Source organism: uncultured Cloacibacillus sp. (assembly GCF_963926575.1).
Lineage (GTDB): Bacteria > Synergistota > Synergistia > Synergistales > Synergistaceae > Caccocola > Caccocola faecigallinarum.
In genome coordinates this window covers 132,884-148,918 of sequence record NZ_CAWUXW010000005.1, presented here as the reverse complement: position 1 = coordinate 148,918, position 16,035 = coordinate 132,884, and the positions used below count along the sequence as shown (strand labels likewise).

Genomic DNA, 16,035 nt, shown 5'->3' with positions numbered 1-16,035 from the left:
GTTTTTAAGATTTTCCTCTCTCGGCGACATAATTTTCGCCAATTATTCCGCAATGCGGATAAAGGAAAAGCATCCCGAATTCACCTGACGTGGATGACCGATTCCATGTACGCCGGCATCGTGCGCGCGCAGCCGTGGGTAGACGGCGTAATAGAATGGGACAGGAAGAACACCGGCAACCGCGGCTATCGCGAAATCTTGAAAAAGGTCCGCCGCATGGGCTTCGACATCCTGATCGACATGCACGGCTCCGACCGCAGCAGTTTGTTTTCCCTCTTCTCAGGCATTAAAACTCGCTACTGCGTCATACATCGTTTTCCCTTCACTCATACAAATTTTGATTTTTCGGATCTATTGGATAAATCGCTTGAAATGTGCGGCTGTCCTTCATATCTTTGTCCGCCGCCCGCATCCGACGAATGGCCCGAGCTTTGCGGGCGAGAGGGTAAAAAGCTCGGCTTGGCCATAGGCGCGAGCGCGGCCGTAAAAAGATGGCCCGTGCAGAGATGGATAGAATTCTGCCGCCTCGCGTCGGACGCCGGATACGATATGTATCTCATGGGCAGCGGGGACGACGAAAAGAGAACCGCGCGCGAAATCTGCGGCGGAACCGCGTCGCCGCGCGTGAACGACATGGTGGGGCGTACTTCGATAGAGGGTTCCATTACGCTGACGTCAATGATGGATGCCGTCGTATCCGGCGACACTGGGCTTATGCATATTGCGCGCGCCCTCGGAAAACCTGTCGCCGGGCTGTTCGGCCCGAACTTCCCCGGCGCCGGCACAAGATATATGGACAGCCTCGGCGCCTGTTTCTTCTGCGGCTGCCCGAACAAGGGCTGCGAAAAGCTCGAATGCTCGCGCCAGTGCCTTGAAGATATAGACGCGGCGGAAGTGTTTGCTGCGGTCGAACGTTTGACGCAGCGCTGAAAATTTGAAAGGAGGCGCGCGACGGTGGAAAACGGCAAACTTTTAAGCATAATTATTCCAGCATATAACGTAGAAGATTATATAGAGCAGTGTTTGGATTCAATTTTTGACGGCATGTCCGAAGAGGCCGCGGAGCTGACTGAGGTTATTGTCGTCAACGACGGCTCAACGGATCAAACCGGCGAGATTTTGAAAAATTACAAACAAGATCTCTATCCTATCCTTGTTTTTGAAAAAGAAAACGGCGGTTTGTCATCGGCGAGAAATTTTGGACTACGCAAAGCGAGCGGCAGATATATTTTCTTTGTAGACAGCGATGATTATCTGACAGATAGTGCAGTAGACAAACTCATAGAATTTCTTGAACAAAACGACGCCGATATCATAGAATTCGATGGTTGCGTGGACGAAGACGGTGTGATAACGTCTGGTCATAGAAGCGCCAAATCAACGGAGGTTTCTGGTAACGGGCAGGATGTTTGGGTTCGTCAAGAAAAAGCATCATGCTTTGAAAACGTTGTTTGGCTTCGTTGTGCGTCAAGAAAGCTAATGATAGATAATAAAGTGTATTTCTATGAAGGCGTTAATTCTGAGGATGAGGAGTGGACGCCGAGATTATTTTCTTATGCGCACAAAATCGCTTGGTTTCCATCGTGTATTTACGTGTACAGATTAAGACAAGGCTCTATTACGCGCAGGCGAGAAACTCGCAGGGATTTCACAGACCTTATAAAAATTTCTGACTCACTCTTGAGATTTTCTAAATCGCCTCATCTCTCCGACGAATTCAGGAAAACTTTACTCGGCGTCATATCATATATATACTGGCGCAGCTTCCGAGGGATAAAGCTCGGTGGCGTATGGGACGAGGAACTTATTGCAGATATAGAAAAGCGTTTTTACATCATGGACTACAGCACGAAGTTCCACAGAAAGTATATATATCGTCCGTTTATTAGAATATTTGGCCTAAAAGCATACTATGCATTAAAATACGCACATAAGGGGTCGTAATTTTGCGCGGTGCTTTCGCCGCGCCACGAAAGCGGTGTAACTCATGCGTATTTCATTCTTCACTAAACCGCTTGCTTTATTTGAACGTTTCGCAAAAGACTGTGAGCGGCGCTTCAATTATTTGAAATATACGCTGCGCGGGAACGCGTACAAAGCGTGACTTGCTCTCATACACTCGGTGGGCATCAGGATCTCGTCGATTCGTTCATTAAAGGTGCGCAATATTTTCCGGATGTCGAACTTCTCGTCAATCCGCGGTACGAAGATGCGCGCGGAAGCATAGCCTATGTACCGTGCTCATGGCGCGTGCTGCGTGACGTAATAGCGATGAAACGGCGCGGCATTGTCGAAAAACTCATCGCCGGTCCGATGATATGCCACGAAGGACCGTCAGAACACGAATGGATTATTGCAGACGACGCGATAGACTGTTATTTGCTGGCTTCACGCTGGGTTGCTGACGCGTATTTGTCGGAATGCCGTGTCGCCGGACGCGTGCTCAAAAATCTTAACGTTTGGGCTGCCGGCGTTGATGAAAAAATTTGGTCGCCGCTCGACATGAAAGAAGGCGGCGCTGCGCATAGCGCGCTTTTATACGTGAAAGGCGAAGGCGCGGAGATGTCCATCCAGGCCGCGCAGATTATGAAGGAGCTCGGAATTGAAACGAAGATGCTGCGGTACGGCGGTTACGTGCCAGAGGACTACGAACGCTTGCTTGAGTGGTGCAATTTTGTCGTCGTCATGGGCGGGAGCGAGACCCAGGGACTATCGCTCACTCAGGCGTGGTCGATGAACCGTCCGACGCTTGTCTACGAATCCGAAAGCGTCATCGCGCGCGGACGCGACGCAGCGCCGTACATTACGCCGCAGACGGGAATGAAGTGGCATAACGTAGAGGAACTGCGCGAAGGTCTTGCCGCGATTCGTAATTGTACCCCGAGGCGCTGGGTGCTCGAAAATCAGACGAACGAAGCGGCATTCAGACAATTTCTTAGCATTGTGAAAACGTTGTAGCGTCGCGCTGCATTATGACTGGGAGCGGTGAATCATGGAGTCCTCCAAAATAAAAAGAGAATTAACAAGGCTGTGTTTACAGCTCACGACGAACTTCCTTATTTCTTTCCCGCATCGGGTGCGCGGCGGCGTTAAGAAACGTTGGAATAGGCTCCAGTATGAAGAAGGATTGACCGCAGCCGTACCTCCGCGTTCATGCCGCGACGGCGCGGCGCTTCTGGACTTGTCTATGACCTCTGGCCTTGGAGAGACGGTACATCCCGACGTAATATATGTGCCGGAAGGCTTCGGCGCTGGAAAATGGAAATATCTGATGGCTGTTACTCCGTTCCCAAAGGCTATTGTCTATTTCGAAAATCCTGAATTTCTTGTGAGCCACGACGGTGTCTCATGGCGTCTGCCCCAGGGCGGAAAATCTCCGGTAGTCGCGCCTCCTTCAGACTGGACCGGATACAACTCAGATCCGGCGCTGTTTTACGAAAACGGCACCGTTTTTCTGATATATCGCGAAGTGCGCGAAGAAAAGGGCTGCCTGATGATATCCGTCTATGTTATGGAAACGCGCGACGGAATCTCGTGGAGCGCACCGAAAGCGTTGATTTCACTGCGGAATCCGACAGACAGGGCCGGCGTGCTGATGTCGCCGTCCGTGCTGAGATTGGGCGAAAAATACTATGCCTGGTATGTAGACGAAGAATCCGGTATATTTGAAATAAAACGCGCCGAATGTCCCGAACTCTCTTCAATTACAAGTGGCGTCAAAGTCGAACTGAACGATATGCCGACGGACTTATGCCGTGGCACATCGATGTGGAGCAAGACAACGGACGACTGCTAATGGCGCTGTGCGCCAGGAATGGGGACGGCAGACATTCGATATTGTTCGCAGAGAGCCGTGACCTCGGCATAAACTGGCGGATAATCGAAGGAAAACGTCTTGATCCGATACGCGAATCCGGCGAGGACAGTCTGTATAAAGCCGCGCTGATTAAAGATGAAGAGCACAGCTGCTGGAAGCTGTACTATTCATATAAAGATCTTGAAGGACATTGGTATACGGTGGTTGAAAAACGGATGATTTAACGCTTTCGCTTCATTCTTTCATCAACCGAGTCCATGAATCTTCCTGGCTTGGCAGCGCCATCAGCTGCGCTCTGACTTCTTTAAGGTGTTCATCTATATTGTCTTGGGTGACATATACACCGAAATCTGCTGGGGGATTGCCAGTACCGAATATTCTGTCCAACACCCATTCGTTGACCTGTCCGATAGAATGACTTGGTTCTCTCCAATATAAATGGTTGGACGTAACAGAGTTCACATACATGAAATTCCAGACTCCGCCGAAGACTTCTACCGCATCGCGAATCATACGTTCATAATCGTCAATACGTCCTGGCGTTTCAGCTATGAGGCGCATCGTCAGCGTACCTTCCGGAGTGATGAACGGTTCTACTTCTGCTCTAATAGGCGGTTGCACTAGAGCTGAGATATCTTCTTTATATCGATCATTATATTGGAAAAATTCATAAATTTTCTTGAAGTCAAAGTAAAGCGTTCTGCCTACGTGCTTTTTATGCTCTATGTCTTCGATAGGTGGATAATAAGCACCCGCACCCATATGCCCGGCGCGGTGTTTTACATCAGCATATTCAATGCCGTCTTCTTTGATATTTATGTTTTTACGAATTAGATTAAAACTTTTCCTACTCAGTTCAATGCTTGACAACATTTCCATACGGTAAATAAATGCATTGTCGTCAAGCATCTGAAGTGTTGGAACAGCGCGATTTGCTTTAGTACCGTCCGCATAGGTAGTATTTGAGCCGAAGAAGTCCAGTCCTACAATAATTTTATTTGGGTAGTATCCTCGCGTTTTGTGGAAAATTTCCATCAAGATGGGGTATTCCATCGGCATTGCACGAACTTAAGCCTAAGTTGAAGGCACCGTCTCCGATTTTGTCAGTGTCCATCTGCATCACTCGGCTGCTGCCTATAATTAGCGTGTCTATCTTGTCTTTACGGAAGCGCAGCAAATTTGCCTTTTGTATTCTCTCGTCTATAAACTCCGCCATTCAGCGTACGGCGTTTCGTGGTTGAAGCACCACATCGGGTCGACGGCGTAGTTGAGCGTGACGACGGAGGCTGTAACGATGACGAATATCGACAAAAAGCAAAGCGTCCATCTTTTATATGATTTACGTTTCAACATATCCGGCGCACCATCCTAGAATTGGAAATAGAGAAATTCTGAAACCTGGTATAGCGAGAGCGATGCGTTAGGGCGAGGACGCTTACGACGGCGGCTGTGAGCCATTGTCTCTTTGTAAAATTTAGGCGCGACGTTATTTCGTATGCGTTCGGCGCGGCGGCGCAGGCGATGATGGCAAGCGCGATGTTCAGTATCTCGCGCCGCTCGAACGCCCACAGTGGCGTGTAGTCGAGCACGGATACGCCGAGCGACGAAAGCACAGAGGCGAGCCAGCCGGGGACGTAGTCGGCCGGGACAATGAAGCCGTTCATTCCTGCCATGCCCTTGAGTATCTCGACGGCCTGTCCCGCCGACTCAGCTCGGAAGAACACCCATGCGACGACGACGGAGAGGAAGGTCGCAAGCCAGCCGATGAACGACGGCAGACGCACAGGGCTGTGCTCGCGCCAGAAGTGGTTGACCGTCAAATACAGCCCGTGGAGTCCGCCCCAGATTACGAAGGTCCAGCCCGCACCGTGCCACAGCCACTCTGAGATAGCGCGTTCGCCATGAGGTTCACATAGCGCCGCGCCTTACCCCTTCTGTTGCCGCCGAGCGGGATATAGAGGTAATCGCGCAGGAAGGCGGAAAGCGTCATGTGCCATCTGCGCCAGAAATCTATGATTGACTTCGCCTTATACGGCGAGTTGAAGTTGAGCGGCAGCTTTATGTTGAAGAATGAAGCGAGCCCGAGCGCCATGTCGGAATACCCGGAGAAGTCGAAATAGAGCTGGATAGTGTAAGCGAGCGCGCCGCCCCATGCCTCAAGCAGCGTCAGCGGATGTTCGGCCTCGAAAGCGAGCGCCGTCCAGGGGGAAAAGGTGTCGGCGATGATGACCTTTTTGAACAACCCGATTGAAAAAAGAGTGAGCCCCACGCATATGCTTTTCCACGAAAGGCAGAATATCTTTTTGTCGGAGAACTGAGGATTTATTTTGTCAGCGAGAACTATAGGGCCTGCGATAAGCTGCGGAAAGAACGAAACGAATAGCGCGTAATGACGGAAGGGCATTACGCCGAGCTTCCCGTGATAAGTGTCGACTAGGCAGGCGATCTGCTGGAAGGTGAAGAACGAAATGCCGAGCGGCAGGAATATGTCGAGATTATGCCACGATGCGCCGAAGAGCGAGGCGACGTTTTCTGCGAAGAAGTTGGCGTACTTGAAGTAGCCTATGAGCGCCAGGTTGGCCGCGACGCCGGCGAGCATATAGCTTTTGGCCGAGGGCGACGGGCGCGATTGCGCTATTTTCTTCTGTATCACGAAATTCACTGCTATCGACGCTAACAACAGCAGAAGATACGGCGGGTTCCAGTAACCGTAGAAGAACAAAGAAGCCGTCAGCAGCCAGTATATCGCGGCGACGAGCTTTTTCCTGGCGCACAGCGCCCGCCATACGGCGAAGGTTATAGGCAGAAACAGAAAAATGAAAACATAAGAATTGAAGAGCAAGCGTCATAACCTCCGAAAGAATATGCGCGGCGATCGACGGGCGCGCAGGTTCTTTTATCTTCGTTTTAGTCTGACGCGGCGGAAAATGTATACTTTTTGCGCCGCTTATCAAGACTTTATAAATCAAAGCATAACGTACGGTAAACAGCAAATAACTCTTAATTTTGCCATGGATATTATTGTTGCAAGTACAATAAAAATCAACCCTAGCATTGCACAAAAAGTACGCTTTTTTCTCACGATGAATTTATTACATATATTGGTATACAGATGACGATAATGGATGTGTTTGTACATGCGCATGCGGCGCATGCCGCAGCAAAAAAGGCGGCGGCTTCCCTGGGGAGGAAAGCGCGCCGCCTGTGTACTCTGAGATAGCGCGTTTTTGCGGTGGCCATGAGGAGCTTTATTCTGTTGAGCTGGTTCGTGGTGCTGACGCTTGCGTCGTAGTCGAGCGGGAGGATGTTCGCGCCTTCGTAGCGGCGTTTGATCTCTTTGACGACGCCTTTGCCTGTGATGTGGTTCGGCAGGCAGGCGAAGGGCTGGACGCAGAGGACGTTTTTCACGCCGCTTTCGATGAGGGATATCATTTCGGCGGATAGCAGCCATCCTTCGCCGCCCTGGTTGGACTGCGACACTATCGACGAGCCGAGCTTCGCGAGCTCTTTTATGCCGTGGGCCTCGCCGAAGCGCGTGCCGCGTATCGCCTCGGCGATCGGGGCCTTGGCGCGTTCGAGCAGCCATACGGCGGTCTCGCCGCCGATTCTAGGCAGGAGGCGTCCGCCGAGCTTCTGGTGCGAATAGATGGTGTCGAACATGCAGTAGGAGAGGAAGTTCGCCATGTCCGGCACTACGGCTTCGCCGCCTTCGCTTTCTATCAGGTCGACGAGGTGCTCGTTGGCGTTCGCGTGGTATTTGACGAGGATTTCGCCGACTATGCCGACACGCGGGCGTTTGACGCCGTCGACGGGGACGGCGGCGAATTCGCGCACCATCTCGCGGACGTTGCGCTTGTATGCGCTCCAGCTTCCGTCGCGGACGTTTTCGCGCGCGGCTTCGCTCCATTTCTCATAGAGCGCGTCGGCCGCGCCCTTTTCCTTTTCATAGGGGCGCGTGCGGAGCAGCAGGCGCATGAGGACGTCGCCGTAGTTTATCGCCATGAGCGCGCGCCAGTAGGTGCCGAGCGGCACTTCGAGCTTTTCCGCGTCGCCGCCTTTCTGCTGGTTCGCGGCGAGGACGCGCACCTGCGGGTAGCCCGCCGCGTCGAGCGCGCGGCGCAGCAGGTGGACGTAGTTGCTGGCGCGGCAGGCTCCGCCTGTCTGCGCGTAGAGGCAGTCGGTCTTGTCCGGGTCGTACTGTCCGCTCTTGAGCGCCTGGATGAACTGGCCGACGACCATCATCGCGGGGTAGCAGACGTCGTTGTTGACGTAGCGGAGGCCGAGCTCGACGGTCTCGCGCGTGCCCTCGGGCAGTACGTCGAGGCGGATGCCGGCGCTTTCGAAGGCCGCGCCGAGGAACTGGAAGTGATAGTTCGAGAGCGGCGGGCAGAGGAGCACGCGGCCCTTCGTCTCGGTGACGTTCGGGCGGGCGATTTCCGTATGCGGCGCGTCGCTGACGGCCTCGGGGTTGTTTTTGCGCATTTTTATCGCGGCGAGCAGCGAGCGGATGCGTATCTTGACTGCGCCGTTGTTTTTGCCTTCGTCGATTTTTATCAGGGTGTAGAGCTTTCCGGCGCGCGTCAGGATGTCAGCCGTCTGCTCCGTGCTTATCGCGTCGAGGCCGCAGCCGAAGGAGTTGAACTGCACGAGCTCTACGTCCTTGAAGTCGGGATGCGATGCGACTGTCATCGCGGCGCGGTACAGGCGCGAGTGGTAGACCCACTGGTCGACCGCTCCTACGTCGCCGGGTTTTTCTATATCTTTAGCCATCCAGCAGACGGAGTCTTCCGTGAAGAGCGTCACGCCGTAGCTGTTGATCAGCTCTGGTATTCCGTGGTTGACCTCTGGGCTCAGGTGGTACGGGTGTCCCGCAAGGACTATGCCGACGCCGCCGCGCTGCTTGAGCTCGTGCAGCGCGTCCAGGCCGAACTGCTCTATGTCGCGCTTGTAGCGCGCCATCTCTTCGCGCGCCGCGGCTATCGCGGACTTTATCTCGCCGTCGGTGACGCCGAACTGCGCGAGCGAGGATTTGAGCGCTATCGCGACGCTTCTGTCGGACTCGATGAAGAGCTCCGGCTTGATGTAGTTGACGCCCTCCTCGCATATCCTGTCTATGTTGAGGCGCGCGACGTCGGGGTAGCCGGTGACCACGGGGCAGTTGTAGTTTTTCTGTGCACCCGCAAATTCCTTCGTCTCGCGCAGCATGACGGGGTAGAAGATGTTCTTCACGCCGTTTTCGAGCAGCTCCGTGATGTGCCTGTGGACGAGCTTCGCGGGGTAGCAGACGGTCTGCGACGGTATCGTGTCGATGCCGAGGTTTTCGTCCGGGGCCTTCGACGAGAGGCGGACGCTGAAGCCGAGCTTCGTCAGAACCGTGAACCAGAATGGGTAGTCCTCGTACATGTTGAGCACGCGCGGGACGCCCATCACGCCGCGCGGCGCTTCGGCCTCAGCGAGTGGCTTGTAGTGGTCGAAGAGGCGGCGGTATTTCTTGGCGAATATGTTCGTCGGCAGAGCGCCCTTCTCCGAGACGGAGGCGCCGCGCTCGCAGCGGTTGCCCGATATGTAGGTCTTGCCGTCGCCGAATTTCGTCAGGGTCAGCAGGCACTTGTTGCCGCAGCCGGCGCAGTGGCGCGTCGTGCTTTCGGCCTTGAAGTCCGCTATTTCTTCGCGGCCGAGCAGCGCGCTCTTCTCCGGCGCGTTGTCGCGCGAGATGAGCGCCGCGCCGAAGGCCCCCATAAGCTCGGATATGTCGGGGCGCACGACGTCGCGCTTCGTGACGAGCTCGAAGGCGCGCAGCAACGCGTTGTTCTTGAACGTTCCGCCCTGAACGACGATTTTCTCGCCGAGCTCGGACGGGTCTTTTATCTTCAAAACTTTGTAGAGCGCGTTTCGCACTACGGAGTAGACGAGGCCCGCGGAGATGTCCTCGATTGCCGCGCCCTCCTTCTGCGCCTGGCGGACGCGCGAGTTCATGAAGACGGTGCAGCGCGAGCCGAGGTCCACGGGGTTGCGCGACTGCTCCGCGGCGCGCGCGAACTCGTCCATCTCCATGTTGAGCGACTTCGCGAAGCTCTGGAGGAAGGAGCCGCAGCCCGAGGAGCAGGCTTCGTTGAGGAATACGCCGTCGATGACGCCGTCCTTGATGCGCAGGCATTTCATATCCTGCCCGCCGATGTCTATGACGAAGTCCGCGCCCGGAAGCACGAAGCCCGCGGCGCGCGCGTGCGCGACCGTCTCGACCTCGCCGACGTCGATGCCGAAGGCCGCCTGTATCAGCTTTTCGCCGTAGCCGGTGACGCCGCTCGACTTTATCGTGACGGTCTCGGGCATCAGCGAATAGAGCTCGGAGAGCACCTCGCGCACCGTCTTGACCGGCTCGCCGACGCCGTTGATTTTATAGCGCGAGAAGAGCAGCTCGCCCTGCGAGCCTATGAGCACGACCTTCGTCGTCGTTGAGCCGACGTCGATGCCGAGGTAGGCGTCGCCCTTGTAGGAAGCGATGTCCACGCGCTTCGCGGCGCACTTGGAATGGCGCTCCTTGAAACTGTCGAGCTCCGCATCCGAGCCGAAGAGCGGCGGCAGTATCGAGTGCTTCTCTTCCTTATGCGAGATGAAGAAATGCTCCGCGCGCTTCTGCAGCACGTCTGCGGCGACCGCGCCGTACTGCTTCGCGCTTATCGCCGCGCCCATCGCGACGAAGAGGTGCGGGTTCTCGGGGAAAATGCACTGCTCGGGCGGCAGCTTCAGCGTCTCGGAGAAGCGCTTGCGCAGCTCGGAGAGGAAGTAGAGCGGCCCGCCGAGGAAGGCGACGCGCCCCTGTATCCTGCGCCCGCAGGCGAGGCCGCTTATCGTCTGGTTGACGATGGCCTGGAATATCGAGGCCGCGATGTCGGGCTTTGACGCGCCGTCGTTCAAGAGCGCCTGCACGTCCGTCTTTGCGAAGACGCCGCAGCGCGAGGCGACGGGGTAGATCGTCTTGTAGCCCTTCGCCATCTCGTTGAGCCCCGCCGCGTCCGTGCCGAAGAGCGTCGCCATCTGGTCGAGGAAGGCCCCGGTGCCGCCCGCGCAGGTCTCGTTCATGCGCTGCTCAGCGCCCGCGGGGTCGAAGAAGGTTATCTTCGCGTCCTCGCCGCCGAGCTCGATGCAGACGTCGACGCCGGGCAGGAAGCGCGCGATGCTCGCCGTGCAGGCTATCTGCTCCTGCGTGAAGGGTACGTCCATGCCCTGCGCGAGCTCGAGCGCGCCCGAGCCCGCCATAGCGAGCGTGAAGCGCGAGCCGGAGAACCTGTCTCTCATTTCGTTTACAAGTTTGCTGACCGCCGCGCGGATATCCGCGAAGTGGCGGCTGTATCTGCTGAATATTATTCTGTCGTATTCGTCGAGGACGACGACCTTCGCCGTAGTCGAGCCTATGTCAAGTCCAGCGTGAAGAAGCTGCATTGTATCATTCCTCCTGACGAGAAGCTTCGCCGCCCGTCCCTGCACGCGGGGCGGAGGCCGGACGCGGGCGCGCCCGTTACGAGCGCAGCTGCGCGCTCATGCCGTTTGCCGGAATTTATTTGCCGAAAAGAGAATTTATGAGGTGGGGAAAGGGGACAGTTATTTCCTGAAAACCATGTCGGCGGACGCGCGCGCCTCCTGCGCCGCGCCTATCTCGGCGTTCCAGAAAGCCCACGCCGGAAGCCTGCGGAGGAACGCGTCGAGCCCTTCGGAGAATGCGTCGGTCAGCGGCCTCGGCTGGAGCGCCGCGCCGAACGATGCAAGGAACATGGCGAACCCCGCGCGCTGCGACACCGTCGCGTCGTCGTTGACGCTGCGGAGCGTCTGCATCATGTACATGCTCTGCACGTCGCGCAGATTGGGCGACACGGGCCCCGCGTCGGTCAGCATGATGAACGCCTGGAGCGCGATGTAAAAGGCCGTGAGAAGGGCCGCATAATATGACTTTCTTATTTGATTGGTAAAGTAGCCCATATTCTTCTCTCCTTCTACCGATATTATTATCGTGTTTACGGCGGGGCAAATGCAAGGGCGCGGACGCAAAATCAGTAATTTTACGAATAGGGCGCGTTTGTATTTTCCCGCGCGGCGGCGCTCGTTTACGGACGCTTTGCGGTTATTTTCGCGTAATAGATGTATAATAGTGCCGTATTTTTCGCCGCTTTTGCGGCGCGAAAAAATTTTTTTGGGAGGAATTTTTCATGAACTCTTGGTTTGAGAGGCAGTTCAAGCTCTCGGAACACGGCACCGACGTGCGCAAGGAGATCATGGCGGGCATCACGACATTCGTCACGATGGCCTACATCATCTTCGTCAACCCCGGCATACTCTCCGAGACCGGAATGCCCTTCGGCTCCGTCCTCGTAGCCACGTGCCTCGGCGCGTCGCTCGCGACCTTCCTTATGGCCTTCCTCGCGAACTACCCGTTCGCGCTCGCGCCGGGCATGGGGCTCAACGCCTTCTTCGCCTTCACGGTCGTCCTCGGCATGGGCATACCGTGGCAGGTCGCGCTCGCCGCGGTCTTCGTCGAAGGCGTGATCTTTATCGTGCTCACCTGCACCAAGGTCCGCGAAGAGGTCGTCAACTCGATACCCAAGACGCTCAAGATAGGCGTCTCGGCGGGCATCGGGCTCTTCATCACCTTCATCGGCCTCCAGGGCTCCGGCATCATCGTCGACAACCCCGCCGTCCTCCTCGGCCTCGGCAAGCTCAGCGGCAACGTCCCCGCGCTGCTCTCCATCCTCGGCCTGCTGCTCATGGTCACGCTCGAGGCGCGCCGCGTAAAGGGCGGCATCCTCATCGGCGTCGTCGTCGTCACCGCGCTCGCGATACCGCTCGGCGTCGCGAAGATGCCCGAGGGCATCGTCTCCATGCCGCCGTCGCTCTCGCCGATATTCATGAAGATGGACTTCTCGATGCTCGCGCAGCCGGCCTTCTGGAGCGTCACGCTCGCCTTCTTCTTCGTAGACTTCTTCGACACCGTCGGCACGCTCGTCGGAGTTTCGAGCCGCGCCAACATGCTCGACGAAAAGGGCCGCCTGCCCAAGGCGAGCCAGGCGCTCATGTCCGACGCTATCGGAACGACCGCGGGCGCGGTGCTCGGCACCTCGACCGTCACAACCTTCGTCGAAAGCGCGAGCGGCGTCGAGCAGGGCGGACGCACAGGCCTCACGGCGCTCACCGTCGCGGTGCTCTTCCTCCTCGCGATGTTCTTCAACCCGATAATCTCGATAGTCCCCGCCTGCGCCACGGCTCCGGCGCTCATCATGGTCGGCGGCTACATGATGATGGGCTTCAAGGAGATGGAGTTCAGCGACTGGACCGAATTCTTCCCCGCGCTCATCTCGTTCTTCATGATGCCCTTCGCCTACAGTATCGCGGCGGGCATCGAGTTCGGCGTCCTCTCTTACGTCGCGCTCAAGGTCCTCATGGGCCGCGGCAAAGAGGTCAACTGGCTGCTCTACGGCCTCGCCGTCCTCTTCGTGCTCAACAGGGCGTTCATGTAAGGAGCGCGCGTCATGGGCTTCCGCTTCAACCACTTCAACTTCAACGTCCTTGATTTGCAGAAGAGCCTCGATTTCTACGCAAAGGCGCTCGGCCTCACTGAGGCGCGCCGCGTGGAGCGCGAGGGCTTCACGCTCGTCTACCTCACCGACGGCGAGACGCCCTTCACGCTCGAGCTGACCTGCCTGCACGACCGCAAAGAGCGCTACGACCTCGGCGAATGCGAATTCCATCTCGCCTTCACCGTAAAGGACTTCGAGGCCGCGCGTAAGCTTCACGGCGAAATGGGCTGCGTCTGCTACGAGAATCCCGACATGGGCATCTACTTCATCGAGGACCCCGACGGCTACTGGCTCGAGGTAGTGCCGGAAAGATAACCGAAACCGCGGCGCGTGCCGCGAACCGGCAAAGCTGTACTAAGCTCACGAAGCGGCGCGAAATTCGCGCCGCTTTTTCGTATCTTCTCATTGTGCGGCTATTTGGAGAAATGGATAAAAATTCTGAAATTTTTTGAAATTATGTAGTATAATGTAGACACAGCGTCTCCGCATAAACCAGCGGAGGCGCGGAAGGAGAACGACATGATGAAAATTCGGAGCATAATGCTTCTTTTGGCGGCGCTCGCGATAAGCGTGGCGATGCCGCTGCGCGCTTATGCGGTAGACCTGACCATATTAGATGCAGATGGACTGCGCAGCTTCCGCGACGAGGTGAACGCCGGCAATGACTTTGCCGAGAAGACCATAATCCTAGCCGCCGACATAGATCTTGCCGGCGAGGATTGGGTCCCGATCGGTACGGACGAAACGCCCTTCGCCGGCAAATTCAACGGCGGGAATCATACTATAAGCGGTCTCCGCATAACGACGGAGGTAATGCGCGATTTGACAGTATCAGATATGAGGGGCAAAGGCGGCGGCCTTTTCCTGAACGTCGAGGGCGAAAACGCGCAGATAGCGAACCTTACAGTGAAAGGTTCGATAGACGGCGCGCCGTCCGGAAACGTGCTCGCGGCTGGAGGTATAGCCGCGCGCCTCGGGCCGGGTGCGGTCATATACAGATGCCTTAACAAAGCGACGGTCACGCTCGGCAGCACAGGGACTGAGCTCGGCCCCTACGCCTACGCCGGAGGCGTGGCCGGATACTCCGAGGGGCACGTCATATACTGCGTCAACGAAGGTACCGTAACGGCGCGCGCCAAGGCCGTCTTTGTAATGGCCGGAGGTATAGCCGGCTCGCAGCACGGAGGCGGAATTTTATTCTCCGACAACGACGCGCTCGTAGCGGTGCAGGAGGAAGGGAACGACCGCCGCTCCTACGCGGGCGGCATAGCCGGAAGCGTCGAGAGCTCATCCGTTTCCTGCGTCAGAAACCAGCAGGCCGTCTCCTCATACACGCTCGCGGGCGGAATCACGGCATTTGCGATGGATTCCGTTCTGCGCGACGCGGTCAACACCGCGCCTGTAAACTGCGAGGGGCAGGATGGAAGCGACGCGACGGCAGGCGGCATAACGGCCCAGCTCTACAACGGCTCCGCCGCCGTAAACTGCTACAACACAGGCAAAGTCCAAATAAGCGGCTCGTCATACTACTCCTACGCCGGAGGCATAGCGGGATGGAGCAACGCGGGCTTCTACTCGTCGAACAAGATATACAACTGCACTAATACCGGGGCGATAAGCGGCTCGGCCTCGTCGAGCGCGCGCACCGGCGGCATAGCGGGAGAGCTGGACAAGACGGAACTGTACTCTTCGGTCAGCTCCGGCTCAGTCTCCGCAGTCCCGTCGTCGGAGATCGGAGGGATAGCCGGCTACGCAAATCCAAGAGCCGTCGTCCGCGATTCGGCGTACTCTGGAGAGCTGCCGCCGGTCGGTTCCGGCGCGAGAAACGCAGAGAACGTGCGCCAACTCACTCAAGAACAGATAAGCGGCCTTGTTGTAACGTCGTTCCCGAGCCTTGATCCGGTCATCGCTGTAGTGAAATCTGGCGAAACGAAACAGATAAGCCTAAAACTCCGCTCGCATCCCGGCGCGCCGGCCGACGAAGGCTCGTACTACGCTCTGGACGAAGTCTACACAGAACCTGCTGCTCACGCCTCCGCCGCGATAAACGGAGATGAAATTACCGTAACGGGCGGAGAGCCCGGCGTCGCCCTCCTCGCCGCCTATATCGAGACCTACAGAAGCGGCGAAGGCGGCGCTGATGAATCCGACCCGTCGCGCTCGCTGGTCACCGCGCTGGTCTGGACGACGGAGGCGCAGAGCGAAGACCCCGTTCCTGAAATCCCGACCCCAGGCGGCGATGACGACGAACCTATAGACATCCCGGCAGGGCCGATTGAGATACCGAGGCCGGAAACGCCGGAAACGCCTGAAACGCCTGAGACACCTGAGACGCCCGAAACTCCAGAAACACCTGAAACTCCGGAAACACCTGAGACGCCAGAAACTCCGGAAACGCCTGAGACACCAGAAACGCCGGAAACGCCAGACGAACAAGAACCCGTCGTGCCTCCGCTCTGGCCCGACGGCGTCCTACCGCCCGAAGTTCCCGATGAGCCGGACACAGACAAGGATTGGGATGAACTCTACCCGCACTGCTCGGGCGGAGGAGGCGGCTGCAGCTACGGCTGGGGCGCGCTTGCCCTTTTAGCCCTCGCGCCGCTTGCGCTGAGAAGGAAGAAATAACTGAGATATAAACGATATACAATA

General features: G+C 56.7%; 14 protein-coding genes. 8 read left to right on the top strand and 6 right to left on the bottom strand.

From position 1 onward, the window contains the following. Positions 1–93: 93 nt before the first annotated feature. The 5 genes from ABGT66_RS11970 (at position 94) to ABGT66_RS11950 (ending at position 4,041) form a co-directional block, all read left to right on the top strand. On the top strand, positions 94–930 hold the full coding sequence (locus ABGT66_RS11970) for a glycosyltransferase family 9 protein (protein WP_346690903.1): 837 nt from the start codon (positions 94–96) through the stop codon (positions 928–930). 24 nt (positions 931–954) lie between these two features. Continuing rightward, positions 955–1,944: a glycosyltransferase gene (locus ABGT66_RS11965; protein WP_346690901.1), complete on the top strand. Its 990-nt coding sequence runs from the start codon at positions 955–957 to the stop codon at positions 1,942–1,944. Between the two features lie 156 nt (positions 1,945–2,100). Next, the gene (locus tag ABGT66_RS11960) at positions 2,101–2,958 is read left to right on the top strand and encodes a hypothetical protein (RefSeq protein ID WP_346690899.1); all 858 of its coding nucleotides are present in this window, start codon (positions 2,101–2,103) and stop codon (positions 2,956–2,958) included. A 34-nt stretch (positions 2,959–2,992) separates the two neighbouring features. After that, positions 2,993–3,796, top strand: a complete 804-nt coding sequence (locus ABGT66_RS11955; RefSeq protein ID WP_346690897.1) for a hypothetical protein — start codon at positions 2,993–2,995, stop codon at positions 3,794–3,796. After that, the gene (locus tag ABGT66_RS11950; RefSeq protein ID WP_346690895.1) at positions 3,796–4,041 is read left to right on the top strand and encodes a hypothetical protein; all 246 of its coding nucleotides are present in this window, start codon (positions 3,796–3,798) and stop codon (positions 4,039–4,041) included. The genes ABGT66_RS11955 and ABGT66_RS11950 overlap by 1 nt, the downstream gene beginning before the upstream one ends. 10 nt (positions 4,042–4,051) lie before the next feature. Here ABGT66_RS11950 and ABGT66_RS11945 read toward each other — a convergent pair whose 3' ends face one another. From ABGT66_RS11945 to ABGT66_RS11920, 6 genes are all read right to left on the bottom strand, one after another. Next, on the bottom strand, positions 4,052–4,876 hold the full coding sequence (locus ABGT66_RS11945; protein ID WP_346690893.1) for a hypothetical protein: 825 nt from the start codon (positions 4,874–4,876) through the stop codon (positions 4,052–4,054). 141 nt (positions 4,877–5,017) lie between these two features. Further along, on the bottom strand, positions 5,018–5,170 hold the full coding sequence (locus ABGT66_RS11940; RefSeq protein ID WP_346690891.1) for a hypothetical protein: 153 nt from the start codon (positions 5,168–5,170) through the stop codon (positions 5,018–5,020). Further along, positions 5,164–5,637, bottom strand: coding sequence for a hypothetical protein (locus tag ABGT66_RS11935; RefSeq protein WP_346690890.1), 474 nt, complete (start codon positions 5,635–5,637; stop codon positions 5,164–5,166). Before ABGT66_RS11935 ends, ABGT66_RS11940 begins: the two co-directional genes overlap by 7 nt. Positions 5,638–5,663: 26 nt before the next feature. Beyond that, positions 5,664–6,659, bottom strand: a complete 996-nt coding sequence (locus ABGT66_RS11930; protein ID WP_346690888.1) for an MBOAT family O-acyltransferase — start codon at positions 6,657–6,659, stop codon at positions 5,664–5,666. A gap of 236 nt (positions 6,660–6,895) precedes the next feature. Continuing rightward, complete coding sequence (locus tag ABGT66_RS11925) at positions 6,896–11,260, bottom strand: acyl-CoA dehydratase activase (RefSeq protein WP_346690886.1); 4,365 nt, start codon at positions 11,258–11,260, stop codon at positions 6,896–6,898. A 159-nt stretch (positions 11,261–11,419) separates the two neighbouring features. Next, complete coding sequence (locus ABGT66_RS11920) at positions 11,420–11,794, bottom strand: hypothetical protein (protein ID WP_300260490.1); 375 nt, start codon at positions 11,792–11,794, stop codon at positions 11,420–11,422. 227 nt (positions 11,795–12,021) lie between these two features. Between ABGT66_RS11920 and ABGT66_RS11915 the strand changes: the two genes are divergently transcribed. The 3 genes from ABGT66_RS11915 to ABGT66_RS11905 all read left to right on the top strand — a co-directional run bounded on the left by ABGT66_RS11915 (position 12,022) and on the right by ABGT66_RS11905 (position 16,011). Next, positions 12,022–13,326, top strand: coding sequence for an NCS2 family permease (locus tag ABGT66_RS11915; RefSeq protein WP_346690883.1), 1,305 nt, complete (start codon positions 12,022–12,024; stop codon positions 13,324–13,326). Positions 13,327–13,338: 12 nt separating this feature from the next. Continuing rightward, entirely contained in the window at positions 13,339–13,701 is a 363-nt protein-coding gene (locus ABGT66_RS11910) for a VOC family protein (protein WP_346690882.1), read from the top strand. A 225-nt stretch (positions 13,702–13,926) separates the two neighbouring features. Beyond that, positions 13,927–16,011 (top strand): Synerg-CTERM sorting domain-containing protein, encoded by a 2,085-nt coding sequence (locus tag ABGT66_RS11905; protein WP_346690880.1) that lies wholly within the window; start codon positions 13,927–13,929, stop codon positions 16,009–16,011. Positions 16,012–16,035: the final 24 nt, after the last annotated feature.

Excerpts from the sequence above, each read along its gene's own strand:
- ABGT66_RS11915 (WP_346690883.1), top strand. The coding sequence starts at position 12,022 with ATGAACTCTTGGTTTGAGAGGCAGTTCAAGCTCTCGGAACACGGCACC.
- ABGT66_RS11950 (WP_346690895.1), top strand. The coding sequence starts at position 3,796 with ATGGCGCTGTGCGCCAGGAATGGGGACGGCAGACATTCGATATTGTTC.
- ABGT66_RS11925 (WP_346690886.1), bottom strand. The coding sequence starts at position 11,260 with ATGCAGCTTCTTCACGCTGGACTTGACATAGGCTCGACTACGGCGAAG.
- ABGT66_RS11940 (WP_346690891.1), bottom strand. The coding sequence starts at position 5,170 with ATGTTGAAACGTAAATCATATAAAAGATGGACGCTTTGCTTTTTGTCG.
- ABGT66_RS11955 (WP_346690897.1), top strand. The coding sequence starts at position 2,993 with ATGGAGTCCTCCAAAATAAAAAGAGAATTAACAAGGCTGTGTTTACAG.
- ABGT66_RS11945 (WP_346690893.1), bottom strand. The coding sequence starts at position 4,876 with ATGCCGATGGAATACCCCATCTTGATGGAAATTTTCCACAAAACGCGA.
- ABGT66_RS11910 (WP_346690882.1), top strand. The coding sequence starts at position 13,339 with ATGGGCTTCCGCTTCAACCACTTCAACTTCAACGTCCTTGATTTGCAG.
- ABGT66_RS11970 (WP_346690903.1), top strand. The coding sequence starts at position 94 with ATGACCGATTCCATGTACGCCGGCATCGTGCGCGCGCAGCCGTGGGTA.
- ABGT66_RS11920 (WP_300260490.1), bottom strand. The coding sequence starts at position 11,794 with ATGGGCTACTTTACCAATCAAATAAGAAAGTCATATTATGCGGCCCTT.
- ABGT66_RS11905 (WP_346690880.1), top strand. The coding sequence starts at position 13,927 with ATGCTTCTTTTGGCGGCGCTCGCGATAAGCGTGGCGATGCCGCTGCGC.